The 26458-nt window shown below is 46.0% G+C and carries 25 protein-coding genes; 16 read left to right on the forward strand and 9 right to left on the reverse strand.

Annotated features, from left to right (window positions below; genetic code table 11):
- Positions 1-69: 69 nt before the first annotated feature.
- Entirely contained in the window at positions 70-261 is a 192-nt protein-coding gene (locus tag K6V30_RS08045) for a hypothetical protein (protein WP_008760836.1), read from the forward strand.
- Between the two features lie 306 nt (positions 262-567).
- Here the strand turns inward: K6V30_RS08045 and K6V30_RS08050 are convergent, their stop codons facing one another.
- Positions 568-1476, reverse strand: a complete 909-nt coding sequence (locus K6V30_RS08050) for an NAD kinase (protein WP_008760837.1) — start codon at positions 1474-1476, stop codon at positions 568-570.
- Between the two features lie 112 nt (positions 1477-1588).
- On the opposite strand from K6V30_RS08050, the gene K6V30_RS08055 reads away from it, so the two are divergent.
- The 14 genes from K6V30_RS08055 to folE all read left to right on the forward strand — a co-directional run bounded on the left by K6V30_RS08055 (position 1589) and on the right by folE (position 13220).
- A complete protein-coding gene (locus K6V30_RS08055; RefSeq protein ID WP_008760838.1) occupies positions 1589-2302 on the forward strand; it encodes a pyridoxine 5'-phosphate synthase in 714 nt (237 codons plus the stop codon).
- Positions 2302-3021, forward strand: coding sequence for a MotA/TolQ/ExbB proton channel family protein (locus K6V30_RS08060; RefSeq protein ID WP_010536542.1), 720 nt, complete (start codon positions 2302-2304; stop codon positions 3019-3021). Before K6V30_RS08055 ends, K6V30_RS08060 begins: the two co-directional genes overlap by 1 nt.
- Before the next feature lie 45 nt (positions 3022-3066).
- Entirely contained in the window at positions 3067-3483 is a 417-nt protein-coding gene (locus K6V30_RS08065; RefSeq protein ID WP_055268523.1) for an ExbD/TolR family protein, read from the forward strand.
- Between the two features lie 41 nt (positions 3484-3524).
- The gene (locus K6V30_RS08070; protein WP_070613067.1) at positions 3525-4403 is read left to right on the forward strand and encodes a TonB family protein; all 879 of its coding nucleotides are present in this window, start codon (positions 3525-3527) and stop codon (positions 4401-4403) included.
- 25 nt (positions 4404-4428) lie between these two features.
- Positions 4429-4980 carry a DJ-1 family glyoxalase III gene (locus K6V30_RS08075; RefSeq protein ID WP_010536543.1) on the forward strand — a complete coding sequence of 184 codons (552 nt, stop codon included), beginning with the start codon at positions 4429-4431 and terminating at the stop codon, positions 4978-4980.
- 7 nt (positions 4981-4987) lie between these two features.
- On the forward strand, positions 4988-5647 hold the full coding sequence (locus tag K6V30_RS08080) for a 2-C-methyl-D-erythritol 4-phosphate cytidylyltransferase (protein WP_010536544.1): 660 nt from the start codon (positions 4988-4990) through the stop codon (positions 5645-5647).
- A complete protein-coding gene (recG, locus tag K6V30_RS08085) occupies positions 5648-7744 on the forward strand; it encodes an ATP-dependent DNA helicase RecG (RefSeq protein WP_055268525.1) in 2097 nt (698 codons plus the stop codon).
- A gap of 223 nt (positions 7745-7967) precedes the next feature.
- Complete coding sequence (gene ndk / locus K6V30_RS08090) at positions 7968-8432, forward strand: nucleoside-diphosphate kinase (protein WP_008760845.1); 465 nt, start codon at positions 7968-7970, stop codon at positions 8430-8432.
- 18 nt (positions 8433-8450) lie between these two features.
- A complete protein-coding gene (locus K6V30_RS08095) occupies positions 8451-9323 on the forward strand; it encodes a peptidoglycan DD-metalloendopeptidase family protein (protein WP_010536546.1) in 873 nt (290 codons plus the stop codon).
- Between the two features lie 108 nt (positions 9324-9431).
- Positions 9432-9974 carry a DUF1599 domain-containing protein gene (locus K6V30_RS08100; RefSeq protein WP_010536547.1) on the forward strand — a complete coding sequence of 181 codons (543 nt, stop codon included), beginning with the start codon at positions 9432-9434 and terminating at the stop codon, positions 9972-9974.
- Positions 9964-11280 (forward strand): BT_3928 family protein, encoded by a 1317-nt coding sequence (locus tag K6V30_RS08105; protein WP_022301369.1) that lies wholly within the window; start codon positions 9964-9966, stop codon positions 11278-11280. The genes K6V30_RS08100 and K6V30_RS08105 overlap by 11 nt, the downstream gene beginning before the upstream one ends.
- A 28-nt stretch (positions 11281-11308) precedes the next feature.
- Complete coding sequence (gene tpiA / locus K6V30_RS08110) at positions 11309-12067, forward strand: triose-phosphate isomerase (RefSeq protein ID WP_010536549.1); 759 nt, start codon at positions 11309-11311, stop codon at positions 12065-12067.
- Between the two features lie 105 nt (positions 12068-12172).
- On the forward strand, positions 12173-12622 hold the full coding sequence (locus K6V30_RS08115) for an SPOR domain-containing protein (RefSeq protein WP_008760850.1): 450 nt from the start codon (positions 12173-12175) through the stop codon (positions 12620-12622).
- A 7-nt stretch (positions 12623-12629) separates the two neighbouring features.
- Entirely contained in the window at positions 12630-13220 is a 591-nt protein-coding gene (gene folE, locus K6V30_RS08120) for a GTP cyclohydrolase I FolE (RefSeq protein ID WP_008760851.1), read from the forward strand.
- 113 nt (positions 13221-13333) lie between these two features.
- Here the strand turns inward: folE and dnaG are convergent, their stop codons facing one another.
- From dnaG to recJ, 8 genes are all read right to left on the reverse strand, one after another.
- Entirely contained in the window at positions 13334-15502 is a 2169-nt protein-coding gene (dnaG, locus tag K6V30_RS08125; protein WP_055268526.1) for a DNA primase, read from the reverse strand.
- A gap of 449 nt (positions 15503-15951) precedes the next feature.
- Positions 15952-16725 carry a prephenate dehydrogenase gene (locus tag K6V30_RS08130; protein ID WP_010536552.1) on the reverse strand — a complete coding sequence of 258 codons (774 nt, stop codon included), beginning with the start codon at positions 16723-16725 and terminating at the stop codon, positions 15952-15954.
- Between the two features lie 100 nt (positions 16726-16825).
- Positions 16826-17887: a bifunctional 3-deoxy-7-phosphoheptulonate synthase/chorismate mutase type II gene (locus tag K6V30_RS08135; protein WP_055268527.1), complete on the reverse strand. Its 1062-nt coding sequence runs from the start codon at positions 17885-17887 to the stop codon at positions 16826-16828.
- A 90-nt stretch (positions 17888-17977) separates the two neighbouring features.
- The gene (locus K6V30_RS08140; RefSeq protein WP_010536554.1) at positions 17978-19159 is read right to left on the reverse strand and encodes a pyridoxal phosphate-dependent aminotransferase; all 1182 of its coding nucleotides are present in this window, start codon (positions 19157-19159) and stop codon (positions 17978-17980) included.
- Positions 19134-19982, reverse strand: coding sequence for a prephenate dehydratase (locus tag K6V30_RS08145; RefSeq protein ID WP_010536555.1), 849 nt, complete (start codon positions 19980-19982; stop codon positions 19134-19136). Before K6V30_RS08145 ends, K6V30_RS08140 begins: the two co-directional genes overlap by 26 nt.
- A gap of 350 nt (positions 19983-20332) precedes the next feature.
- A complete protein-coding gene (locus K6V30_RS08150) occupies positions 20333-21295 on the reverse strand; it encodes a tetratricopeptide repeat protein (RefSeq protein ID WP_055268529.1) in 963 nt (320 codons plus the stop codon).
- Between the two features lie 39 nt (positions 21296-21334).
- Entirely contained in the window at positions 21335-23239 is a 1905-nt protein-coding gene (locus K6V30_RS08155) for a RecQ family ATP-dependent DNA helicase (RefSeq protein ID WP_010536557.1), read from the reverse strand.
- Entirely contained in the window at positions 23232-24950 is a 1719-nt protein-coding gene (recJ, locus tag K6V30_RS08160; RefSeq protein WP_010536558.1) for a single-stranded-DNA-specific exonuclease RecJ, read from the reverse strand. Before recJ ends, K6V30_RS08155 begins: the two co-directional genes overlap by 8 nt.
- A gap of 436 nt (positions 24951-25386) precedes the next feature.
- Here recJ and K6V30_RS08165 point away from each other — a divergent pair, with 436 nt between their 5' ends.
- A complete protein-coding gene (locus K6V30_RS08165) occupies positions 25387-26241 on the forward strand; it encodes a phosphodiester glycosidase family protein (protein WP_022301952.1) in 855 nt (284 codons plus the stop codon).
- Positions 26242-26458: the final 217 nt, after the last annotated feature.

Consider the following 26458-nt stretch of genomic DNA (forward strand, 5'->3'; position numbering starts at 1 on the left):
ACATTGCTTCGATGTGGGCAATGTCTTAAAAAGGGTTTTTAGTTTACTTATTTAAAAGTAAAAGAAGAAATGGAAAGTTTATGGAAAGTCTGGTTCTCCAGAAGGAGAAAAGTGTATGTTCGGATAGCCCGTCGATATGGTTCCACTCCGTGGCGGGTGTATTATTTAGGACATGGAGGCAGGTGCAGGTCGCTCAAAGACATGCAGATATTGGAAGCGTTACAGCGGCAGGGAGTTATTTCGCATATTTACCCTTGGTGATAATTGACTGAAAAATACTTGGACATATTTAATTATGTGTCCGACAGAATATGAATAATTATAAAATATGGGGTGAGATGTTTTTCTAAAAAGGTTACTGTGAAGTACCCGAACGGGGATAAACCCTTTACAGCATGTGTATGTTTCCCACAACATGCTTATTGCTTATATAAACGGAGTCTCTTGGATGCCCGTTTTATATAATTGTTTGTTTTTGTTTAAGTACATTCTGTCCTGGTGAGGAAGGATGTACTTTTTTGCGTCCGAAGGTCCGGAATCGGATAGTCGCGAAGTCCGGTCGGAAGATCAGCGCCTTCCGTCCGCTCCCCACATCATCTTGCTGCGGAGGGTATCGAAGAAAATATGATTGAACCGTTTCACTACTTTTATACTGTAGTCTGCCCGGCGAATGGTCAGTTGGGTTGTCTCCTTGCACGTTTCGCTGCTGCCGTCGATGGCAACGAGGAAGTTATGGCTGCGGCTTTCCACGTCCAGCGTGATTTCCCAGTCGTCACGAATGACGATAGGACGGACGTTGAGGCTGTGCGGAGCTACCGGGGTAATGGCGATCGTATTGGAATGAGGAACGATGATCGGGCCGCCTACGCTTAATGAATATGCAGTAGAGCCGGTAGGAGTGGCAATCACCAGTCCGTCTGCCTGATAAGTATTCAGATAAGCACCGTTGATCGCAGTGCGGATGCTGATCATGGAAGAACTGTCCCGCTTGAGCACCGCAATTTCGTTGAGGGCATAAGGCGATTCCTGGAGATTTCTGTCATTGCAGATAAGCTGCAACACACTTCGTTCCTCCACACTGTATCTGCCTGCCTGAATCTCTTCGAAAGTCACCTCCATCTCTTCGGGTGAAACATCGGCAAGAAATCCCAGCCGCCCTGTGTTGATGCCTAGAATGGGGATTTGTTTTCTACCCACCCGGCGGGCAGCTTTCAGAAATGTGCCGTCACCTCCGATGCTGATAACCATATCGGCTGTGAAGTCGTTGCCTTCGAGCAGGGCGTCGACAGGCACTTCCATTTTTAAATCTGCCGTCAGGAACTGGTAAAACTCCCGGCACATACAGATTTCCGCTCCCTGCTTCTTGAGAAGCTCGAACAGTCTGAGTGCATGCAAAGACTTTTTAGGCTGATACGTATTTCCGAAAATGGCAAATTTCATAAGCTGTTTCATTAGTTTCGGTTGCAAAATTGGCATTTTTTCTTGGATTTCTACTTTAAATAACCAAAAAAGAACTGAGAATGCGTTTCGTATTATTAGGCAACTAATAATAATATTTGTATTTTTGCGGCAAATATTGCGTAAAACTATGACTAAATTAAGTGTAAACATAAACAAGGTTGCTACATTGAGAAATGCACGCGGAGGGGATACCCCCAATGTGGTGAAGGTAGCACTTGATTGTGAAGCTTTCGGGGCTGACGGTATTACTGTTCATCCCCGTCCCGACGAACGCCACATCCGCCGGGCAGATGTATATGATCTGCGTCCGTTGTTGCGGACTGAATTCAATATCGAGGGCTACCCGTCGCCGGAGTTTATAGACCTGGTATTGAAAGTGAAACCTCATCAGGTGACGCTGGTTCCTGACGATCCTTCGCAGATTACTTCCAACTCCGGTTGGGATACAAAAGCAAATCTGGAATTTCTGTCGGAAGTTCTCGATCAGTTCAACAGCGCAGGCATCCGTACTTCCGTCTTTGTTGCCGCCGATCCGGAGATGGTGGAATATGCGGCAAAAGCAGGTGCCGACCGTGTGGAACTTTATACGGAACCCTATGCTACGGCATATCCGAAGAATCCGGAAGCGGCTGTTGCCCCATTTGTGGAAGCAGCCAAAACAGCCCGCAAACTGGGTATCGGCTTGAACGCCGGACACGACTTGAGTCTTGTGAATTTAAACTATTTCTATAAAAACATTCCTTGGGTGGACGAAGTATCCATAGGTCATGCCTTGATCAGCGACGCATTGTATCTGGGACTGGAACGTACTATTCAGGAATATAAAAACTGTCTACGCTAATGAATGTATTGATGTTATTGGCCCAGGGTGCCATGAATATGGCCGACTCGCTGGCAACTGCCAACCCGGTGCTGACTCCGGTCAGCGCTCCCGAGATGAATATGCTTGATATGGCTGTCAAGGGTGGTTGGATTATGATTGTACTGGGTGTACTGTCTGTAGTCTGTTTCTACATCTTATTTGAACGTAACTATATGATCCGTAAAGCGGGAAAAGAAGACCCGATGTTCATGGAACGGATCAAGGACTATATCCATAGCGGTGAAATCAAAGCGGCCATCCAGTATTGCCGCACGATGAACACTCCTTCGGCACGCATGATAGAAAAAGGAATCAGCCGTCTGGGGCGTCCTATCAACGATGTGCAGGTTGCCATTGAAAATGTCGGTAACATCGAAGTGGCCAAACTGGAAAAAGGACTGACGGTGATGGCAACCATTTCCGGTGGTGCTCCGATGCTCGGATTCCTCGGTACGGTGACCGGTATGGTACGCGCATTCTACGAAATGGCGAATGCGGGAAGCGGAAATATCGATATAACCTTGCTTTCCGGCGGTATCTACGAAGCTATGATCACCACCGTAGGCGGTCTGATCGTGGGTATCATCGCCATGTTTGCTTACAACTACCTGGTGATGCTGGTAGACCGTGTAGTAAACAAAATGGAAGCTCGTACGATGGAATTTATGGATCTCTTGAACGAGCCTGCCCAAAAGTAACCCTGAGACGTTAATCACTATCATTAACCACTAATCAATAATAAAGTGGGATTAAAAAGAAGAAATAGAGTATCGCCCAATTTCAGTATGGCATCCATGACGGACGTCATCTTCCTGCTGCTGATATTCTTTATGATTACCTCTACGGTGGTGTCGCCCAATGCCATAAAGGTGTTGTTGCCGCAAGGCAAACAGCAGACTTCGGCCAAACCGCTGACAAGAGTCGTGATCGATAAAGACCTGAACTTCTACGCTGCTTTCGGCAATGAGAAGGAAAAGCCGCTGTCGTTGGACGAACTGACTCCGTTCCTGCAAAGTTGCGCGGAGAAAGAACCGGAGATGTATGTGGCATTGTATGCAGATGAGTCGGTGCCTTACCGTGAAATCGTGCGGGTGCTGAACATTGCGAATGAGAATCATTTTAAAATGGTGCTGGCTACACGCCCGCCGGAAAACAAATAAAGTAAGTAGTTGCTACTTAACTACTAAAAAAAGAAACAATTATGGACGACAGAAGAAAAAAGGGTGAATTCGTCGGCGCGCTGGGTGCACTGTTGGTACACGTGGCAGTGATAGCTCTTTTGATTCTGGTGAGCTTTACGGTTCCCCAGCTGGATGAAGACGCAGGCGGCGTACCTGTGATGCTGGGAAATGTGGAGTCTGCCCGAGGCTTTGACGACCCTTCGCTGGTGGACGTGGATATACTGCCCGAAGAACCGGAAGCACCTGCACCCGCGGAAACGCAGCCGGAACTGCCCTCGGAACAGGATCTGCTGACACAGACCGAAGAAGAAACGGTAGTGCTGAAACCGAAAACGGAACCTAAAAAGGAGACCGTGAAACCCAAAGAGGTAGTGAAGCCCAAAGAACCGGTGAAGAAACCCGAAAAGACGGAGGCAGAGAAAGCTGCCGAAGCGAAACGTCTTGCCGAAGAAAAAGCGGAACGTGAACGGAAAGCCGCCGAAGAAGCTGCGAAGAAAAAGGTTGCCAACGCTTTCGGAAAGGGAGCGCAGATGGGAGGCAGCAAAGGTACTTCCGCCAGCGGCACGGGAACGGAGGGCAGCAAGGACGGTAATTCATCCACCGGAGCGAAGACCGGAACCGGAGGTTACGGAACATTTGACCTCGGCGGACGTTCTTTAGGTACGGGCAGTCTGCCAAAGCCTGCCTATAATGTGCCCGAAGAAGGACGTGTGGTAGTCAATATCACCGTCAATCCGGCGGGAGTAGTCATTGGAACCAGTATCAATCCTCAAACGAACACCGTGAACTCCACCCTGCGGAAGGCAGCGGAAGACGCGGCGAAGAAGGCTCGCTTCAACACCGTGGAAGGACCGAACAACCAGACTGGAACCATCACTTATTATTTTAACCTGAGATAGTATCACTAATCAAAAATATAGGATTATGGGAACTGTATATGCTTTTTTTGCAGATGGCTTTGAAGAAATAGAAGCCTTTACTGCTGTCGACACTTTGAGACGTGCCGGACTGAATGTGCAAATTGTATCTGTCACTCCGGATGAAATTGTAATGGGCGCTCACGATGTGTCATTGCTCTGTGATATAAACTTTGAGAACTGCGATTTTTTTGATGCCGATCTGCTGTTGTTGCCGGGAGGAATGCCGGGGGCAGCTACGCTCGACAAACATGAAGGACTGCGAAAACTGCTTCTTGACTTTGCTGCCAAAGGAAAACCGATCGCAGCGATCTGTGCGGCTCCGATGGTATTGGGCAAATTAGGTTTGCTGAAAGGAAAGAAAGCAACTTGCTATCCCGGCTTCGAACAATATCTGGAAGGTGCGGAATGTGTCAGTGAACCCGTAGTTCGTGACGGAAGCATTATTACAGGTATGGGACCGGGGGCTGCTATGGAGTTTGCTTTGGCTATCGTAGATATGCTGGTAGGCAAAGAAAAAGTAGACGAACTGGTAGAAGCGATGTGCGTAAAACGCTAAGCTGTCTATGAAACAATCTGTGATTATTGTCGCCGGTGGAAAGGGCTTGCGAATGGGAAGTGATCTTCCCAAACAATTTCTTCCTGTCGGTGGCAAACCTGTGTTGATGCATACGCTGGAAGCATTCCGCAAGTACGATGCGATGCTTCAGATTATTCTGGTACTTCCCCGCGAACAGCAGGACTTTTGGAAACAGCTTTGCGAAGAACATCATTTTTCGGTGGAACACCTCATTGCGGATGGTGGCGAGACCCGCTTTCATTCGGTGAAGAATGGGCTGGCACTCGTGGAGGCTCCCGGTCTGGTAGGAGTACACGACGGAGTTCGTCCGTTTGTAACCCTTGAAGTGATTCGCCGGTGTTACAAGCTGGCGGAACAGCATAAAGCTGTGATTCCGGTGGTGGATGTAGTCGAAACGCTGCGCCATCTGACGGATGCCGGAAGCGAAACGGTGAGCCGTACTGAATATAAGTTAGTGCAGACTCCTCAGGTTTTTGAGGTGGAGCTGCTGAAACAGGCTTATGGACAGGAGTTTACTCCGTTCTTTACGGACGATGCTTCGGTGGTCGAAGCAATGGGCGTACCCGTATATCTGGCAGAAGGTAATCGTGAAAACATAAAAATAACAACTCCCTTTGACCTGAAGATCGGGAGTGCTCTCTTGTAAATGTTCGATTTAACCACACGCGACATCAAATTTATCTCCGGTGTAGGGCCTCAGAAGGCCGCAGTATTGAATAAGGAGTTGGAAATCTACTCGTTGTACGATCTGATTTATTATTTCCCTTATAAATATGTTGACCGGAGCCGCATCTATTACATTCACGAAATAGATGGCAACATGCCGTATATCCAGTTGAAAGGAGAAATTCTCGGCTTCGAGACGATAGGAGAAGGACGGCAGCGACGCCTGACTGCTCATTTCTCAGACGGTACGGGAGTCGTCGACCTTGTGTGGTTTCAAGGCATCAAGTATATATTAGGTAAGTACAAACTTCACGAAGAATATATCATTTTCGGTAAGCCTACCGTTTTTAACGGTCGTATCAATGTGGCACATCCCGACATCGATAAGCCGGATGATCTGAAACTTTCTTCCGTCGGACTGCAACCTTATTATAATACGACGGAGAAAATGAAACGGAGTTTTCTCAATTCGCATGCGATTGAGAAGATGATGGCTACGGTGATCCAGCAGATACAGGAACCGCTGCCGGAAACGCTTTCTCCCAAGATTTTGTCGGACCATCATCTGATGCCTCTGACAGAAGCACTACGGAATATTCATTTCCCTACCAATCCCGATTTGCTGCGCAGAGCTCAGTATCGTCTGAAATTCGAAGAACTGTTTTATGTGCAGTTGAATATTCTCCGCTATGCGAAAGACCGGCAAAGAAGATATCGCGGATACATCTTTGAACGGGTGGGGGATATTTTCAATACATTTTATTCGCAGAATCTTCCTTTTCAGTTGACCGGTGCTCAGAAACGGGTACTGAAAGAAATCAGGAATGATGTGGGAAGCGGCAGGCAGATGAATCGCCTGCTTCAAGGAGATGTCGGCAGCGGTAAAACGCTGGTGGCATTGATGAGTATGCTGCTTGCTTTGGATAACGGTTTTCAGGCATGTATGATGGCTCCCACCGAAATTCTGGCCAATCAGCATTACGAAACAATCAGGGAATTGCTTTTCGGTATGGATATCCGTGTCGAACTGCTGACCGGGTCTGTCAAAGGAAAGAAGCGGGAGGCGATTCTGTCCGGACTGCTGACGGGAGACGTGAAGATCCTGATAGGTACGCACGCGGTCATTGAAGACACGGTGAACTTCTCTTCCTTGGGACTGGTGGTTATTGACGAACAACACCGTTTCGGTGTGGCACAGCGTGCCCGTCTTTGGACAAAGAATGTGCAGCCGCCACATGTGCTGGTGATGACCGCCACGCCTATTCCGCGTACATTGGCCATGACGTTATATGGTGATCTGGATGTTTCTGTCATTGATGAACTGCCGCCGGGCCGAAAACCGATAACGACCATCCATCAGTTTGATAACCGCAGGGAAAGTATGTATCGCTCGGTACGCAAACAAATAGAAGAAGGGCGTCAGGTGTACATCGTTTATCCTTTAATAAAGGAAAGCGAGAAAATCGACCTCAAGAATCTGGAGGAAGGCTATCAGCATATTCTGGAAGAATTTCCCGGCTGCACCGTTGCCAAAGTTCACGGCAAGATGAAGTCTGCGGAGAAAGATGAGCAGATGCAGCTTTTTATTTCCGGGGAAGCTCAGATTATGGTTGCCACCACCGTTATCGAAGTCGGAGTGAATGTACCCAATGCTTCTGTAATGATTATTGAGAATGCCGAACGTTTCGGACTTTCACAACTCCATCAGTTGCGTGGCCGGGTGGGACGTGGTGCTGAACAGTCTTATTGTATCCTTGTGACGAACTACAAACTGACTGAAGACACGCGGAAACGGCTGGAAATAATGGTGCGCACCAATGACGGCTTTGAAATAGCGGAAGCGGATTTGAAACTGCGAGGTCCCGGTGATCTGGAGGGTACGCAGCAAAGCGGCATTGCCTTCGATCTGAAGATTGCGGACATCGCCCGTGACGGTCAGCTGTTGCAATATGTCCGTTCGATAGCCGAAGAGATCGTAGATAACGACCCGTCAGCTCAGCATCCGGAGAACGAAATCCTGTGGCGGCAACTGAAATCTCTTCGGAAAACGAATGTTAACTGGGCGGCTATAAGTTGAAAAACGGTTAAACATGCAGTTTATTTGCGGAAATGTGTTGCAAAACATATTTCATTCTTATCCCTCCTATTTATAGGGCTTTAACGTCGCTTATTCTGTCCTTTTCATCTCTGTACTTCTGAAAAATAGTTAATGACTTACTTGCCCTTTCGTCGGAAAATACTATCTTTGGGGGAATTTTTTATAGTAAGTGTATAGTTTAATCTTTTGAAAGTCACACATCATGATCGAAAAAACGCTGGTTATTTTGAAGCCGTGTACCCTTCAACGGGGATTGGTTGGTGAGATTACTCATCTCTTTGAACGTAAAGGACTACGGTTGGCCGGCATGAAAATGATGCAACTGACGGATGAATTATTAAGCGAACATTATGCCCACCTGAGCAGCAAGCCTTTCTTTCAGCGCGTGAAAGATTCGATGATGGCAACTCCTGTCATTGTTTGTTGTTATGAGGGTGTGGATGCTATTCAAGCAGTCCGTACGTTGGCGGGACCAACTAATGGACGTCTGGCTGCGCCGGGAACCATTCGTGGGGATTATAGTATGAGTTTTCAAGAAAACATCGTTCATACTTCCGATTCTCCGGAAACTGCGGCTATCGAATTAACGAGATTTTTTAAACCTGAAGAAATATTCGACTACAAACAGGCGACTTTTGATTACCTGTATGCGAATGACGAGTATTAATTGAATTGACAAGAACGAATGAATTTCAATTGCATTATTAAAACAGGATTGGTAGCTGTAGCAGCTATGGTCAGCCTGAGCTCTTTCTCTCAAGACCTGATTGCCCGCCAAGCTCCGATAGACAAGAAATTAAAAACCGTAGACTCTTTGGCACTGCAGAAACAGATCCGTGCCGAACAGTCGGAATATCCCGCCTTAAGTCTTTATCCGAACTGGAACAACCAGTATGCGCATTCTTATGGAAATGCCATTATTCCGGATACTTACACCATCGACTTGACAGGTTTCCATATGCCGACTCCGAGTACGAAGATTACTTCACCTTTCGGACCCCGTTGGAGAAGAATGCACAACGGCCTCGACTTGAAAGTTAATATCGGTGATACAATTGTTGCTGCTTTCGATGGTAAAGTGCGTATCGTGAAATATGAACGCAGAGGATATGGAAAATATGTGGTGATACGTCATGACAATGGATTGGAAACCATATACGGACACTTGTCCAAACAACTCGTTGAAGAAAATCAATTGGTAAAAGCCGGCGAAGTGATCGGTCTGGGTGGTAACACCGGACGTTCAACCGGTTCTCATCTTCATTTCGAAACCCGCTTCCTGGGAATTGCAATCAACCCGATTTATATGTTCGACTTCCCGAAACAGGATATCGTAGCCGATACTTATACTTTCCGCAAAACGAAAGGGGTGCGTAGTGCCGGTTCTCATGACACTCAGGTAGCTGACGGAACAATCCGTTACCATAAAGTGAAGAGTGGAGATACATTGTCACGTATCGCTAAAGTACGTGGAGTATCAGTCAGCACACTGTGTAAGCTGAACCGTATCAAGCCGACGACTACATTGCGTATCGGACAAGTTTTACGCTGTTCATAAAGATGTAATACAAGATAGCTTTAGAAGAGGGCACTTTAATATAATTTAGAGTGCCCTCTTTCTGTTTTTACTTAATTATTGTTACCTTTGCGCACTATTTGGAATAAGATGAAAGATACCAAGCAACAATTTGAACATGTCATCGCATTGTGCCGTGACTTATTTTCCAAGAAGCTGCACGATTACGGGCCTGCGTGGCGTATCCTGCGTCCGGCTTCGGTTACTGACCAGATTTTTATCAAAGCTAACAGGATTCGCAGTATCGAAACCAAAGGGGTGACTCTGGTTGACGAAGGAATCCGTTCGGAATTTATTGCGATTGTCAATTATGGTATTGTCGGACTGATTCAGCTGGAACTGGGTTATGCCGAATCTGCCGATATCAGCAATGAAGAGGCGATGTCTTTGTACGATAAGTATGCGAAGGAAGCACTGGAGTTGATGCTTGCCAAAAATCACGACTATGATGAAGCTTGGCGCAGCATGCGTGTGAGTTCCTACACAGACTTGATTCTGATGAAGATATACCGTACCAAGCAGATTGAAAGTCTGGCGGGAAATACGTTGGTTTCGGAAGGTATCGACGCCAACTATATGGATATGATTAATTATTCTGTTTTCGGATTGATCAAGATAGAATTTGAAGGATAAGAACTTACATATCATCCAGAAGATAGGAGCGAACGTCTGTCGTTTTCTCTTAGCAGCCTCGTTTATCTTTTCCGGCTTTGTGAAAGCTGTTGACCCGCTGGGTTTTCAGTATAAGATACAGGACTATCTGGCTGCTTTCGGAATGACTTCCTGGTTCCCTTCTTTCTTCCCGTTATTGGGAGGTATCCTATTATCCGCTGCTGAATTCTCAATTGGTATCTTCCTGTTTTTCGGCATCAAGAGAACACTTTCCACCACATTGGCATTGATGCTGATGATTTTCATGACACCGCTGACGTTGTATCTGGCGATTTTCGATCCGGTGTCAGACTGTGGTTGTTTCGGTGACGCATGGGTGTTGACTAACTGGGAGACATTCGCCAAGAATATAGTACTGCTGATTGCAGCAATCGCTGTATTCCAATGGAGGAAAATGCTGGTCAGATTCGTGACTCTGAAGATGGAATGGCTGATTTCTCTGTACACGATATTCTTTGTATTCACATTGTCGTTCTACTGTCTGGATCGTCTGCCGGTCCTCGATTTTCGTCCTTACAAGATCGGACAGAATATCATGCAGGGCATGAGTATCCCCGACGGTGCGAAGCCGAGTGTATATGAGAGTGTCTTTATTCTGGAAAAGAATGGCGAAAAGAAGGAGTTTACGCTGGAGAATTATCCGGATAGTACGTGGACCTTTGTCGATACCCGTACCGTTCTGAAAGAAAAAGGATACGAGCCTTCGATTCACGATTTCTCCATGATGGAGCTGAGTACGGGCGATGATATCACCGAGGATGTGCTGACGGATATGGGGTATACTTTCCTGCTGGTGGCGCATCGTATCGAAGAAGCGGACGATAGTAACATCGACTTGATTAATGAAATATATGATTATTCGGTAGAGCATGGCTATAAATTCTACTGTCTTACTTCCTCACCGGAAGAGCAGATAGAGTTGTGGAAGGATAAGACCGGTGCGGAATATCCTTTCTGCCAGATGGACGACATCACATTGAAGACGATGATCCGCTCTAATCCGGGACTGATGCTGATAAAGAATGGTACGATTCTGAACAAATGGAGTGATGAAGACATTCCTGATGAATACGTCCTGACTGACAAACTGGAAAATATTCAGCTTGGTCAGCAGAAGGTTCGAAGTGATATACATACGATCGGGTATGTATTCTTGTGGTTTGTGATTCCGTTGGTACTGGTGCTGGGAGTGGATATCCTGATTATCCGCCGCCGCGAACGGAAGCGGGAAAAGCGGAAACAGCAACAGGAAATGAAAGAACAGTAATTTATTAACCCTTTAAATAAAGAACAAAATGAGAAAGAACATTGTTGCAGGAAACTGGAAAATGAACAAAACCCTTCAAGAGGGTATCGCTTTGGCAAAAGAACTGAACGAAGCATTGGCTAACGAAAAGCCTAACTGTGATGTAATCATCTGTACTCCGTTTATTCACCTCGCTTCTGTAACTCCGTTGGTAGATGCAGCTAAGATCGGTGTAGGTGCGGAAAACTGTGCAGACAAAGCATCCGGTGCATATACCGGTGAAGTTTCTGCTGAAATGGTAGCTTCTACAGGTGCAAAATATGTAATCCTGGGTCACTCAGAACGCCGTGCTTACTATGGTGAAACTGTTGCTATCCTTGAAGAAAAAGTAAAATTGGCTTTGGCTAACGGTCTGACTCCGATCTTCTGTATCGGTGAAGTGCTGGAAGAACGCGAAGCTAACAAGCAGAACGAAGTAGTAGCTGCTCAGATGGAATCTGTATTCTCTCTGTCTGCTGAAGACTTCTCTAAGATCATCCTTGCTTACGAACCGGTTTGGGCTATCGGTACAGGTAAAACTGCTACTCCTGAACAAGCTCAGGAAATCCACGCTTTCATCCGTTCAATCGTAGCTGACAAATATGGCAAGGAAATCGCTGACAACACTTCTATCCTTTACGGTGGTAGCTGCAAGCCTTCTAATGCGAAAGAACTGTTCTCTAACCCCGACGTAGACGGTGGACTGATTGGTGGTGCTGCTCTGAAAGTTTCTGACTTCAAGGGTATCATCGATGCGTTCAATGCATAATTATAATTTTTAGGCACGGATGACACGGATGACACGGATTTAAAGACTGTGCGCAGCTAACCGTGAAATCCGTGTAATCCGTGCCTGAAATTAAACTTTTATCGAATGAGAAAACTAGGTTTACTTTTATGGATGCTGGCTTTTACCGCTGTTGGTGCACAGGCGCAGAACATCATCAAGAGTCTGGAGCGTACAGTGCCGGGACAGGGAAAGGTGACGATTCATCAAGACCCTAAGATAGAGGCATTGATAGGCGTGGAACGTCCTTCTATGGGCGAACAGAAAGTGTTGAAGGCAGCCGGATTCAGAATACAGGCGTATGCCGGCAATAATACCCGTGAGGCAAAGAATGATGCTTATCGTGTAGCTTCCCGCATCAAAGAGTATTTCCCCGAACTGACGATTTACACTTCGTTCAATCCTCCCCGCTGGCTCTGTCGTGTGGGTGATTTCCGGAGCATTGAAGAGGCGGACGCGATGATGCGTAAACTCAAGGCAACCGGTGTATTCAAAGAGGTCTCTATCGTCAAAGACCAGATCAATATTCCTTTATAATTGTATCATGTTAGAAAAAGAAGAAATTGTCTCTCCGAATCTGGAGGAGTTGAAAAGTCATTATCACAGTATTATAACTTTGTTGGGTGAAGATGCCGGACGGGAAGGTTTGCTGAAGACCCCCGAGCGTGTTGCCAAGGCTATGCTGAGTCTGACGAAAGGTTATCACATGGACCCTCATGAAGTGTTGCGTTCGGCTAAGTTTCAGGAAGAATACAGTCAGATGGTGATAGTGAAAGACATCGATTTCTTCTCTCTCTGCGAACACCACATGTTGCCGTTCTACGGAAAAGCACACGTGGCATATATCCCTAACGGCTACATCACGGGATTGAGCAAGATTGCCCGGGTAGTCGATATCTTTTCCCATCGCCTGCAAGTGCAGGAACGCATGACGCTGCAAATCAAAGATTGCATCCAGGAAACACTGAACCCATTGGGAGTGATGGTGGTAGTGGAGGCAAAGCATATGTGTATGCAGATGCGCGGCGTGGAAAAACAGAATTCTATTACTACTACTTCAGACTTTACAGGAGCTTTCAATCAGGCCAAGACTCGTGAAGAGTTTATGAATCTGATTCAGCACGGCAGGGTGTAATACGCTTTACAAAATGTGGACGATGTAGTTCCCCACCGATGAGGGCTGCCTCCGGCACCGGGGAAGGAGTGCTTCGGCACCGATGAGGAGGGGGAGCGGCACCGATGAGGAATTTAGCGTAATACAACACGGTCGCCCAGGCGTTTCGCCATCAGACTTTGTACTTCCCGCAATTCATTGTAACGTTGCATCAGCGAATTACATTTCTCATTGTCATGGGCTAATGCCGGATCTTGCAGTGCATAAAGCATGTGCTTTAACTCTTCCGTAACGATCGCATATTTGAAATTGATCATCAGCATCGGGACGAGTTCGTAGAGACGCTCTTCGTCTGTTACGAGTTTCTGTGATTTCGAGTGATATTTACTTAGCTGGTAACGTACATTGATCAGATCCACGCTCAATCTGCTGATGGTCTGGTCGGGATGTGCCAGAAAGTAGCGTTCTGCGATGAATCCGGTATCGTGTATATGCGTAGCGGCTTCTGTCAGAATCTGCCGGTGTAACGGATTATGGAAAGCTAAATCATCTTCTTTCAGGTCATTAATCACGTATTCGATAACGGTTACCGGAACTTCATTTCCTTCCTCGTCAGTAAGGTTGCACATGATCTTTTCACCATAACGGACCACTGCTTGTAAGATCAGTCGCTCGAACTTGTAAAACTCCTGGCCCTCTTTTCCTTCCTGCGGAATAAAAGAGGTATAAGAATCGCTGGAAACAGCTGTATTAGTGGAAGGAGAAACCTCTCCGGGAGGAAATCCTGTTGCGCCTTCTGAAGTGGCAGGCATCGGATCTGCAAAGGATACGATATTACCTTGATCATCATAAACGGGTTCCGGTGGCATTCCGGTACCATAAGGACCTGAGCCGCCGGGATAACCCGGAATACCGGATACATTAGAAGCTTCGGAGCTGCTGTTGGCGGTTGAAGTTGTATTGTTGTAGCTGGGGCGGTTCGCTTTTTCGGCTTGCGCCTCTCTTAACTTGGCCACTTCCGCTACCAGTAACTTTTCTTCGATGCGCAGGTGCTGACTACATTCCTTGATGTAGACATCTCGTATAATGGCTTCCGGTATGACGGAAATACTTCGTACGATATTAGATATCAGTTCCGCTCGTTTGATCGGATCTTTACCCGCATCTTCCATCAGAAGATCCGTCTTGAAGCGGATAAAGTCTTTTTCGTGTTCACGGATGAATGTCTGAAACTCCTCCGAATTATGTTTGCGGGCAAAAGAGTCCGGGTCGTCTCCGTCCGGCAACAGGCATACTTTGATATTCATGCCTTCTTCCAGCAGCATGTCAATCCCTCGGATAGAGGCTTTGATACCTGCTACGTCACCGTCATAGAGTACGGTAATGTTGTTGGTGAAACGATGAATCAGACGAATCTGCCCCGGAGTCAGTGCGGTTCCCGAAGAGGCAACTACGTTTTCTATGCCCGATTGGTGCATAGAGATAACGTCCGTGTATCCCTCGACCAGGAAACATCTGTCTTGCTTGACAATAGCCTGTTTGGCAAAATAGATTCCGTATAGCTCGTTACTCTTGTGGTAGATTTCTGATTCGGGAGAGTTGACGTATTTTACTTTCACCCCTTTGGTGGCAGTACTTAATACACGTCCGCCGAATGCGACCACTTTCCCCGAGAGCGTATGAACAGGGAAAATCACACGTCCCCAGAAGCGGTCACGAAGACGATGGTCGTCCGTCTCGTAGCAGATGCCTGTTTTTACAAGGAACTCTTTTTTGTAGCCTTTGCGCAATGCTTCTTGTGACATGGCATCGTGGCTTTCCGTACAGTAGCCTAACTGGAATTTTTCGATGATGTCATCACGGAATCCACGCTGGCGGAAATAAGCCAAACCGATGCTGCGACCGTCTACATGATTCTTTAAGATATTCTGGAAGTAATCACGGGCGAAGTTATTGACAATGAACATACTTTCACGCGTTGTCTGCGCTTGTTTCTCTTCATTGGTCAGTTCCCGTTCTTTGATTTCGATGTTGTATTTCTTGGCAAGATATTTCAGTGCCTCGTAATACGACATCTGTTCGTGCTCCATGATGAAGTGGACTGAGTTTCCACCTTTGCCGCAGCTGAAACATTTACAAAGTCCTTTGGCTGGAGAGACACTGAATGACGGAGTCTTTTCGTTGTGGAACGGGCACAGACCTACATAATTCACTCCGCGTTTGCGCAGCGTGACAAACTCAGATACTACATCTACAATCTGTGCGGCATCTAAAATACGGTCTATGGTGGTTTGATCTATCATTCTTCTTTTCTCCTGTCATTCCGTTTTTGCGGATACAAAGGTACATATAAAAAAATCCCCTGCAAAGAACTTTTTTGCAGGGGATCGTTAAATCTTATCTAATGCGGGATCGATCCGAAACCCCGGTTGTTTTCAGTTTGTTTCTTTCTGTACGGAAAAGAATATATTTAGGCACGGATGACACGGATTTCACGGTTTTAGTGCTATGATTACGTAAAACAACCGTGAAATCCGTGTCATCCGTGCCTAATCCTTAATTTATAATTTAGTTCATTTCGGTACAGTATGGAGCTCAAACAGGCTTTTCGGACTGCCCCCTAATGTGTGTCCGATATAAGAATTAACCTATGAGGGCATAGAAATGAAGAATGATGGATGAAGAATTACTTTGCAGCGTGATAGCGCAGCTAATTCTTCATTCATCATTCTTCATTCTTCATTCAAAAGGCTTATTTGATCTTTTCCCGAATTTTCGTAAGATAGGCTTTCATGCCATCCGCGTCTTTCTTTTCGATGATTTCGAGAAGATTTTTCAACTCCGTCCGGATATTGGTTACTTGTCCCGGGGTGCGTGGGTTGAACAGGATTTCCTGAAGGAGGTAATCATCTTCGCTCAGTAGTCCTTTTGCGATAGCCATATGCTTCTTGAAAGTAGTTCCTGGAGCTTCCTGATGCTTCATCACTGCAGCAAAAACGAAAGTCGAAACGAACGGAATGGAGAGCGAGTATGCTACCGTTTCATCATGTTCGTCGAACGTGTATTCGAAGATATTCAGGCGTAGCGTCTGGTAGAGATCTTTGAAGAAAATCTTTCCCAAGTGGTCTCCTTCACTGATGATAATTGCGTTCTCGCTGCTCAGATTGCTGAGGCTGGCAAATGTCGGACCGAACATCGGGTGACTGGAGACATACCGGAATCCGCTTTCTTCGTAGAACTTCTTCAGTCCTGTCTTTACGGAAGCGATGTCACTGATGATACAGTCTTTGGGAAGCACAGGCAATACTTTGCGGAAGGCGTCCAGCGTATACTTTACTGTAGCGGCATTGATAACCAGTTCCGGTTCGAAGTCCTTGATCTCTTCCAATGTGGTGAAGCGATAGGTATTATACACGAAACGCAACTGGTGCGGGTTGACATCGAACACGGCTGTCTCATGCTGAAAGCTCAGTATATCAGTAAAGAAGGAGCCCATCTTGCCGGCTCCGAGGATTAATATTCTCATATCTATTATTTATTGGAGAGTTTTGAGTTACTATTGACTTTCTGGTCGGCCTCAGTTTATTTGTTAGTTTCCATTTGATTCTTGATTTCTCTTTCGCTTTTTATTTATTGATAATCTCGATCTGTTGGCGGACAGACTCTTCGTGGATTGCTTCGAAGATAAGCTTCATAAAGTCTGCGCTCATACCACATTGTTCTCCTTGCGCACCGCGTTTCTCCAGAATTTCATTGTAGCGTCCGGCTTGAAGAACGGTGATTCCATGTTCTTTCTTATAAGTACCGATTTCACGTGCTACGCGCATTCTTTTTGCCAGTTCCTGAATAATGTTGTCGTCACATTCGTCGATTTGCTTACGCAACTGAGTCAGACTTTCTGTGGTCTGGGTTTCTGTACGGATCACCAGTAAATTGAGAATGTAGTCGAGTACATCCGGAGTTACCTGCTGAGAAGCATCGCTCCATGCACAGTCCGGATTACAGTGGCTTTCTACGATCAGACCGTCGAAGTTGAGGTCCATTGCCTGTTGGCAGAGCGGGGCAATCAGTTCGCGTTTTCCTCCGATGTGGCTCGGGTCGCAGAAAATCGGCAGATTAGGCAGACGGCGGCGCAGTTCGATAGGAATGTGCCATTGCGGAAGGTTGCGGTATATCTTTTTGTCGTAGCTGCTGAAACCACGGTGGATAGCTCCCAGACGTTTCAGACCTGCATTGTTGATGCGCTCCAGTGCGCCGATCCATAATTCCAGGTCAGGGTTTACCGGGTTCTTTACCAATACGGGGATATCAACGCCTTTCAATGCATCGGCTATTTCCTGCACGGCGAAAGGATTGGCTGTGGTACGTGCACCCACCCAAAGGATATCGATTCCGGCTTTCAGACATTCGTAAACGTGTTTGGCAGTCGCTACTTCGGTAGAAACATACATACCTGTTTCTTTCTTTACTTCCTTCAGCCAGGCAAGTCCTTCTACACCGATTCCTTCGAAACCTCCCGGTTTGGTACGCGGTTTCCAGATGCCGGCGCGGTATATCTTTTGTCCTTTAGCTGCCAGCTGTTTGGCGGTGTCCATTACTTGCTCTTCAGTTTCTGCGCTGCACGGACCGGCAATAACAATCGGTCTTTTAGCTTCAATACCTGGTAATAAAATTGATTCGAGTTCCATATTCTTATTGTTTTTATTTTATTCTTGTTCTTATTCTTTGGGACAGCCGTTTGTCAGGTCTGCCTTTTGAGTTATTCTAATCGGTCTTTTTTAAGAAAGTTTCTTGATTCTTTCTAATGCCTCCGCTAACTTGGCATCTTTGCAGCAAAGAGAAATACGGATGTATCTTGCTCCGTTGCTGCCAAAGATAAATCCCGGAGTGATGAAGACTCTTGCTTCATGCAATACTTTTTCAGTCAGTTCCTCTACGTCTTTGCAGGAAGCGGGAATCTTTCCCCAAAGGAACATTCCCACTTGGTTTTCATCGTAGGTACACCCCAGCGTTTTCATTATTTCACCGGCCAGATGGCGGCGGCCACGATAGTTGTGGTTGTTGCCTTCGTACCAGTCCGCTTCGGCTTCCAGAGCTGTGGCAGCTGCCAGTTGCATGGCACGGAACATTCCGCTGTCGATATTGCTTTTTACTTTCAGTATCCATTGTACGAATTCTGCATTCGATGCCAACATTCCGATACGCCATCCCGGCATGTTGTGGCTTTTGCTCATGGAGTTGAATTCGATGCAGCATTCTTTGGCTCCCGGTACACTGAGAATACTGATCGGCTTTTCGTTCAGGATAAAGCTGTACGGGTTGTCATTCACGATGACGATATTCTTGCGGCGTGCGAAGTCTACCAGACGTTCGTAGAGTTCCGGAGTGGCGTTGGCTCCTGTCGGCATATTCGGATAGTTGGTCCACATTAGTTTCACGCGGCTCAGGTCCATCTTTTCCAATGCTTCAAAGTCGGGCATCCATCCATCCTCTTCTTTCAGGTCATAGCTGATCACTTCCGCACCGAGTATTTTACTCAGTGAAGTATAAGTAGGGTATCCCGGATTGGGTACCAATACCTGTTCACCCGGATTAACGAAAGCCAGTGTGACATGAAGGATACCTTCTTTAGAACCAATCAGTGGCTGTATTTCCGTATTCGGGTTCAGTTCTACTCCATACCAGCGTTGATACCAGGCTGCGAAACCTTTCCGAAGTTCCGGTATGCCCACATACGGTTGGTAGCCATGTCCGTTGGGATCGTGTGCATTGTTGCACAATGTTTCGATTGTTTCTTTGGAAGGAGGCATATCAGGACTTCCGATACCCAGACTGATAACGTCCTTTCCTTCTGCATTCATTTGTGCTACCTCTTTCAGTTTCTTCGAGAAGTAGTATTCGCTGACACTTGCCAATCTTTCGGCAGGAGCGATTTTATACGTTTGACTTTCCTTCTGCATATTCGCCTAATATTTTAAGTTCTTTGGTTAATGGAGTAATTGCTGCAATAGATTGTTTATATCTCAGATAATCATTGAAAGACACGTCAACGTAAAATTGATATTCCCATTCCCGTCCGATGATCGGCAGGGATTGTATCTTTGTCAGATTGATGTTGTAGAACGAAAGAATGGATAATACTTGTGACAGGCTTCCTTCTGTGTGTGGCAATGTGAATACCATGCTTGCTTTATTGGTCGCTTTTGCGTGATGCTGGCGAAGTTCGTCTACCTGCCATGGATCGGCAACTACCAGAAAACGGGTGAAGTTGTGTTTATTGGTTTCGATGCCTTCTTGCAGCACTTTCATTCCATACCGTTCTGCCGCAGCTTTTGAACAGATAGCTGCATGCCCTTTCAGGTTTTCTTTCTTGATGATTTCCGCGCTGCGTGCCGTATCTTCTCCTTCCACTACTTTGAGTTGCGGATGCTGATTCAGAAAATCACGGCATTGCATCAGGGCGATAGGGTGGGAGTTGACTTCTGTCAGGTCTTCCCAGTTTTCTTCGGGCAGACAGACGAAGCTATGTGAGATGCGCAGCTTGTATTCACCGATAATCTGTGTGCCGCTTTGTCTCAACAATTCATTGTTGTGCAGCAGGCTTCCCGCTATCGTATTTTCGATGGCTAGCATTCCGATAACTTGGCTGTCTTTCCGTATCGAAGTAAACACGTCTTCGAAGCTGGCACAACAGATTAACTCTATTTCTTCTCCCTCGAAGTACTTGTGTGCGGCGATATCGTGATATGAGCCGAGTGTTCCTTGAATTGCTATCTTTTTCATTGTTCTAATAGGGTTATATAAAAAAATCCCGCGTCCATATGGAAGCGGGATTTATATGATTAATTTCTTCATCTCAGTCCTTAAGCATCATGTCACTTGATACATACAAACTCCCGCTCTACTTTCTGGCTAAAGTAAAAGTAAAAAAAGAAGTAATATGCATAAGAAAATGATTTCATACGAATCTTTGTTTCTGCTTTGGTTTCTAATTCTGGGGCAAAAGTAATAATTTTCTGTTAGATGCAAACAAAAAGCGATACTTTTTTTGTTTTCTTCCCTAAAAAAGATGAAAAGGTCACCTGATATGACAGTAATGTTTCAGTTGAAAATGAGTATATACTGCTGTCTGCTTAGAAGATTCCCGGAAGTGCTTCCGGCTTCGGTCCCAGATTCTTGAATTCTCCGTTCAGACCGGCTTCATCTTTCGGGTTCAGCTCCAGTGACTTCTTCATATCTTCTACGGAGCCGTCTTTATCACCGCTCAATAGCTTGGCACGTCCGCGTTCTTTATAGGCTTCGGCGAAATTCGGGTTCAGTTCGATGGCTTCGTCAAACAGGCTGATAGCTTCTGTCAGTTTCTTCTGATTGATATAAAGCTGTCCCAGATAGAGGTAGGCTTGTTCGTTGAATGGGTTTATTTCCGTTACAAATTTGTAGTCCGTTTCTGCTTCTTCTTCCTGTCCGTTGGCTTCTTTCACCTTGCCACGCAGCAGGATGGCGGTCTCTTCTTCCGGATTCTGGGCGATTACGGCGTCTATGTCCTCCATTACTTCCTTGTATTGCTTCATTTGTAGCAAAGCCTCTGCGCGCATCAGACGAGCTTCGATGAAGTCGTCTTTCAGAGTGATGGCTTTCGTCAGATGGGCAATGGTCATGATTTCGTCATCCTGTCCTTTGCGGGCTTTTCCCAGCAGGAAGTGTGCGACTGCATTTCCTTCTTCGATGGCGATTGCTTTGCTGGCAGCTTCTTCCATAGCTTTGTAGTCTTCCTGGATGTAGCAGACATTGGCCAATGTGAGGAATGTGCTGGTGACATGGGGCTCCATCACTGCCATTTTTTCCAGAATTTCGCGAGCCTTTTCTGTTTCTCCCATTGGGATATAGAGTTGGCTGAGGTAACCCATTGTCTCGAAGTCCTCTTCGATGGCAAGTGCCTTGGTGAAGCATTTTATGGCATAATCCGGACGTCCCATGCGCTGTGCGCGCAGGCCGTCATATTTGAATATTTCGAAGTTTTTCTGATCGTTCTTTTGTTTTTCACTTTCCGGTGTTTCAGACTTACCGGAGAAAAAAGATTTAAAAAAGTTCGGCATGGTTGCGTTATTTTAGAGTTTGTCTGCAAATGTAATAACTTATTTTGAAATATGTAGCATTCCGTCCTGCATCTTCAGTCCGTCTTCGTCTAATAAATATCGGATTACTTGCCCGATATCTTCTTTTTCCGCTTTTATCTTATCGGCAATTTCGGCAGGAGTTAGTGGACTTTGACCAAGCAACTCCAGTATTTGCCTTTTCAATTCCTCATAAGATTTCTCAGATAAGTCGTTGCTGGCACGGTTGCTGAGGCAGACATCACATTGCCCGCAGTTATGTTCGTTTTTCTCTCCGAAGTAGTGGAGAAGCATCCGGCTCCGGCATACGTTTTCGGTAGTGACATATTCTTCCATAGCCTTGATACGTGCTTCATAGCGTGCCTTGCGCTCTTCGTAGACAATAGGGGGAATGTGCAGAAAGCGCAGATCCAATCGTTCGCGTGTATATATAATATAAGGAGTCTTTTTGCGGGGAATGTAATCGACGATGCGGCGTTTGGTTAATGTTACCAGTATGTTATAGATTTGCTGGCGTGTCAGTCCGGTGCGTAGGGCAAGCGATTCTTCACTGATATAGGCATAATCAGTGAAAACTCCCGTATACGAACGAAGAATCGTTTGTATCAAGGCATCCGCTTCTTTTCCCATTTCCCGTAGTTTATACAGTTCGTCCCGACGGATGGTAAAGAGGATTCGTGATGAATTATCCTGTTCGTCCGTGTATTCCAGATAGCCAGCCTGTGTCAGTATTTTCAGGGCACTGTCTACCGGCACCGGGAAGTATTTGAACTTCCGGCAAAATTCTTCCAGATTGAATTCCCGGATACATTGAAATCCGTCACCCATCGCCATTTGATAATAATACTGAAGATGTTCGTAGACATTCAGGATGTATTCTTTTTCGGGAAAGGTGTCGACAATACGTTTGTGGAGTGTCATCTTGTCGGATTTGGCGTACAGGATGACGGCATAAGCTTTCTCTCCGTCTCTTCCGGCACGTCCGGCTTCCTGAAAATAGGCCTCGGGTGAATCGGGCAGGTCGAGATGCAGCACGATACGTACATCGGGCTTGTCGATACCCATGCCGAAAGCATTGGTTGCCACCATGACACGGACTTCTCCGCTTTGCCAGCGTTTTTGCCGAAGGTCTTTGACGGCATTGTCCAGGCCGGCATGATAAAAGTCGGCGGTTATTCCTTCGTTTGTCAACAGTTCGGTGATTTCTTTGGTGCGGCGTCTGTTGCGGACGTAGATAATTGCACTGCCCGATATCCGTTGGAGGATATGCAGCAATTCTTTGGTTTTGTTATCCGTTTTGCGTACGATATATGCCAGATTCTTTCGTTCAAAGCTCATGCGAAAGACATTTCCTTCCCGGAAGTTCAGTCGGGTCTGGATATCTTTTACGACTTCGGGAGTTGCTGTAGCTGTCAGTGCCAGTACCGGTACTCCAGGCAACAGCTCCCGTATTTCTGCGATTTTCAGATATGCCGGGCGGAAGTCGTATCCCCATTGTGAGATACAGTGGCTTTCGTCCACCGTAATCATGGAGACTTTCATCGAACGCAACTTGGTACGGAATATTTCCGTATCCAGCCGTTCCGGAGAGATATAAAGGAACTTGTAATTGCCGAAGATGCAGTTTTCGAGTGCGGTAAGTATTTCTTGCCGTGTCATGCCCGAATAGATGGCAAGGGCTTTGATTCCCCGTTTTCGCAAGTTCTGCACCTGATCTTTCATCAAGGCGATAAGTGGGGTGATGACGATACAAATACCTTCCTGAGCGAGAGCGGGCACTTGAAATGTAATAGACTTACCGCCTCCGGTAGGCATCAGTCCCAGTGTGTCTTTGCCTTCGCCGATACTGGTAATGATCTCCTCCTGCAAGTCGCGGAAGGAGTCATAACCCCAGTATTGTTTTAATATCTCCTGATACTTATTCAATCGGCTTTATATCCTCGATTTGAAGTTGGACTTCGCCACGCTTATGCGTGTTCTCTTCGATTGTATAGCAGATGTCGAATGAACGCTTCGTCTTGATATAGCGCACATGAGAACTTTGTCCGAATGCGATACCGTTCATAACGTTATTCGATTTGTTGTCAACCAGTTCCAGTTTGATATGTTCCTGATCGCGTCCAACCACCTTGCTGGTACCGTAATCATAGACATGATGTGTGCAGAAGATCGGTTTGATGTTGTCCGGACCGAAAGGATTGAATTTCTTCAGGTCATTGAAGAATTTTGATGTAATATCCCTGAAATCAATCTCCGCATCTATGTTGATTACGGCACTGGTTTGTTCCGGCAGGATATGTTGTGACACATACTCTTCGAATCTTCGGGTAAAGACTTCCACATTTTCCACTTTCATGGATAATCCGGCTGCATACGTATGTCCGCCGAAGTTCTCCAACAGATCACGGCAATATTCGATTGCCTTATACACATCAAATCCGGAAACGGAACGTGCGGAACCGGTTGCCATGTCATCTGTTCGGGTGAGTACGACTGCCGGTCGGTAGTAAACTTCTGTCAGACGGGAGGCTACAATGCCGATGACACCTTTATGCCATTCCTCGTTGTAAAGCACGATGGAACGGCGTTCGGAGAGTCCTTCCAGATTGGCAACAATATTGTTGGCCTCTTCTGTCATGCTTTTGTCGAGATCTTTCCGGGTTTCATTGTATTGGTTGATTTGTCCGGCTTTCTCCAATGCTGCCGAGAAGTCCTTTTCCGTGAGCAGGTCTACGGCCTCTTTCCCGTTCTGGATACGTCCGGACGCATTGATGCGTGGTCCGATCTTAAATACAATATCACTGACGGTAATTTCCTTCTCGGAAAGTCCGCATACGTCGATGATGGCTTTCATGCCAACGCTGGGATTACTGTTCAGTTGTTTCAGACCGTGATAGGCGAGAATACGGTTTTCACCCATGATGGGGACAATGTCCGATGCAATACTCACCGCTACAAGGTCGAGCAGCGGAATCAAGTGATGAAACTCAATACCGTTGTTGATTGCAAATGCCTGCATAAACTTAAAACCGACTCCACAGCCGGAAAGGTGTGTGTATGGATAAGTGTTGTCCAGACGTTTGGCATTCAGAATAGCGACGGCAGGGGGGAGGATATCGTCTGGTACATGATGGTCGCAGATGATAAAGTCGATTCCCTTTTCTTTCGCATACGTGATTTCCTCTACTGCTTTTATGCCGCAGTCGAGTACGATAATCAATCCTACGCCGGTTTCAGAGGCGTAGTCGACTCCTTGTTTAGAAATGCCATACCCTTCGTTGTAGCGGTCGGGTATGTAATAGTCAATGTTCGAATAGAACTGTTGAATGAACTTGTAGACCAATGCTACGGCAGTAGTACCGTCTACGTCATAATCTCCATAAATCAGAATACGCTCTTTCTTTCCCATCGCCCTGTTCAGACGCTCCACTGCAATATCCATATCCTTCATCAGGAACGGATCGTGCAGGTCGGGCAACTGCGGGCGGAAAAACTTCTTGGCATCTGCTGCCTTCGTTATTCCCCGCTGCACCAGAAGTTGTCCAAGTATCGGGCTAATGCCTAATTCCTGGGCCAATATCTGGCTTGTCTCTGCCTGTTCGGGTGTAATGGGTTGATAATTCCATTTGTGATTCATTTTATATATTGTTTTTTCTTTTTCTGTTCTCAGGGGCTGGAAAGGCACTACTTTCCAACAAGGGGTAAAAGTACGAAAAAAAGCGGAAGGGTACAGTAGTTATGACGAAAATATTTCAAAACCTGCGGAATTAGCTCCTTACGGGGTTGGTATTCAAATGGAGTAAATTCGTACAGAAATGAACTAAATTATAAATTGAGGATTAGGCACGGATTACACGGATTTCACGGTTTTAGTGCTATGATTAATTACGTAAAACGACCGTGTTCATCCGTGTCATCCGTGCCTAAATATATTCTTTTCCGATTCAGTTTGCCTCAAATCCGTACAAATGAATTAATTTATATCCGGGTATATTGGTAATATGACAGGAGAAGTCTATCTTTGTATGATTAGTTATTACACAAAATGTGAACCCAAAACTTACAGACTGTTTATGAGAAGAAATCTTGTTGGTATCATTGTTCTAATCTTGTTGTCCGTTAAAGTCGTAAATGCACAGACTGTTGCTGATTCTATAGCAATAGTGACAGCTCATTGGGAAGTGGTGACCGTAGAAAATGGAATTGTACATAAGCGGGCTTCCATCCCTTTTCTTTATCAAGGCACTCAGTCCATTAATATATTGGAGATAAATCCGAAGGCTGGCAAAAAGGTCGGTATTGCCTTTACCGGACAATTGGAGAAAATAAGCCGGATTGCCCCGAAACATCAGGCAATCGGAGCCATCAACGGTTCCTATTTCGATATGACGAAAGGAAACTCTGTCTGTTTTCTGAAGGTGGGAAGTCAGGTTGTGGACACTACTTCGTTGGATGAATTGAAGTTGCGGGTGACAGGAGCGGTTTATGAGAAGAAAGGAAAAGTGAAGCTCATTCCTTGGGACAGGCAGATCGAGAAGAACTACAAGAAAAATAAAGGTTCCGTGTTAGCTTCCGGTCCGTTGATGTTGAAAGACGGGAAGTACTATGATTGGAGTCAGTGCGATGCCAATTTTATAGAAACCAGGCATCCGCGTAGTGCTATTTGTCTGACTGAAGAAGGAAAGATTCTGTTTGTTACTGTCGATGGGCGATCTCCGGAAAATGCTGTCGGAATCAACATTCCGGAACTGGCACATCTGCTTCATGTATTGGGTGGAAAAGATGCGCTGAATCTGGATGGAGGAGGTTCTACCGCCTTATGGCTGTCCGGGGCACCGGAAGAGGGAATTGTGAACTTTCCCTGTGATAACAGAAACTATGATCATCAAGGAGAGCGTAAGGTGGCAAACTTCCTTTATGTTCATTAAGAGAGTATTCACATGGTTGCCGTTCACTTTTGGAGAGAGGAATTATATATAATATAATGTATAGGCAAGTAATTTCTATTATATAGCGGACATGATTCAGTATAAAACTTTTTTTATCACTCAGGTTTGGGCTCTCCAAAGTCAGGCACCGATGAGGAATGGTCCCGGCACCGGGGAAGGCCCCCTCCGGCACCGATGAGGAGTATCCCCGGCACCG

The sequence above is a fragment of the Bacteroides faecis genome, from assembly GCF_020091505.1.
Taxonomy (GTDB): domain Bacteria; phylum Bacteroidota; class Bacteroidia; order Bacteroidales; family Bacteroidaceae; genus Bacteroides; species Bacteroides faecis.

Coding starts and splice junctions, on each gene's coding strand:
- K6V30_RS08150 (WP_055268529.1), bottom strand. CDS start 21,295: ATGCCGAACTTTTTTAAATCTTTTTTCTCCGGTAAGTCTGAAACACCG.
- recG (WP_055268525.1), top strand. CDS start 5,648: ATGTTCGATTTAACCACACGCGACATCAAATTTATCTCCGGTGTAGGG.
- K6V30_RS08095 (WP_010536546.1), top strand. CDS start 8,451: ATGAATTTCAATTGCATTATTAAAACAGGATTGGTAGCTGTAGCAGCT.
- K6V30_RS08115 (WP_008760850.1), top strand. CDS start 12,173: ATGAGAAAACTAGGTTTACTTTTATGGATGCTGGCTTTTACCGCTGTT.
- dnaG (WP_055268526.1), bottom strand. CDS start 15,502: ATGATAGATCAAACCACCATAGACCGTATTTTAGATGCCGCACAGATT.
- K6V30_RS08070 (WP_070613067.1), top strand. CDS start 3,525: ATGGACGACAGAAGAAAAAAGGGTGAATTCGTCGGCGCGCTGGGTGCA.
- K6V30_RS08080 (WP_010536544.1), top strand. CDS start 4,988: ATGAAACAATCTGTGATTATTGTCGCCGGTGGAAAGGGCTTGCGAATG.
- K6V30_RS08055 (WP_008760838.1), top strand. CDS start 1,589: ATGACTAAATTAAGTGTAAACATAAACAAGGTTGCTACATTGAGAAAT.
- K6V30_RS08145 (WP_010536555.1), bottom strand. CDS start 19,982: ATGAAAAAGATAGCAATTCAAGGAACACTCGGCTCATATCACGATATC.
- K6V30_RS08165 (WP_022301952.1), top strand. CDS start 25,387: ATGAGAAGAAATCTTGTTGGTATCATTGTTCTAATCTTGTTGTCCGTT.
- K6V30_RS08100 (WP_010536547.1), top strand. CDS start 9,432: ATGAAAGATACCAAGCAACAATTTGAACATGTCATCGCATTGTGCCGT.
- ndk (WP_008760845.1), top strand. CDS start 7,968: ATGATCGAAAAAACGCTGGTTATTTTGAAGCCGTGTACCCTTCAACGG.
- K6V30_RS08045 (WP_008760836.1), top strand. CDS start 70: ATGGAAAGTTTATGGAAAGTCTGGTTCTCCAGAAGGAGAAAAGTGTAT.
- recJ (WP_010536558.1), bottom strand. CDS start 24,950: ATGAATCACAAATGGAATTATCAACCCATTACACCCGAACAGGCAGAG.
- K6V30_RS08130 (WP_010536552.1), bottom strand. CDS start 16,725: ATGAGAATATTAATCCTCGGAGCCGGCAAGATGGGCTCCTTCTTTACT.
- folE (WP_008760851.1), top strand. CDS start 12,630: ATGTTAGAAAAAGAAGAAATTGTCTCTCCGAATCTGGAGGAGTTGAAA.
- tpiA (WP_010536549.1), top strand. CDS start 11,309: ATGAGAAAGAACATTGTTGCAGGAAACTGGAAAATGAACAAAACCCTT.
- K6V30_RS08140 (WP_010536554.1), bottom strand. CDS start 19,159: ATGCAGAAGGAAAGTCAAACGTATAAAATCGCTCCTGCCGAAAGATTG.
- K6V30_RS08075 (WP_010536543.1), top strand. CDS start 4,429: ATGGGAACTGTATATGCTTTTTTTGCAGATGGCTTTGAAGAAATAGAA.
- K6V30_RS08050 (WP_008760837.1), bottom strand. CDS start 1,476: ATGCCAATTTTGCAACCGAAACTAATGAAACAGCTTATGAAATTTGCC.
- K6V30_RS08060 (WP_010536542.1), top strand. CDS start 2,302: ATGAATGTATTGATGTTATTGGCCCAGGGTGCCATGAATATGGCCGAC.
- K6V30_RS08135 (WP_055268527.1), bottom strand. CDS start 17,887: ATGGAACTCGAATCAATTTTATTACCAGGTATTGAAGCTAAAAGACCG.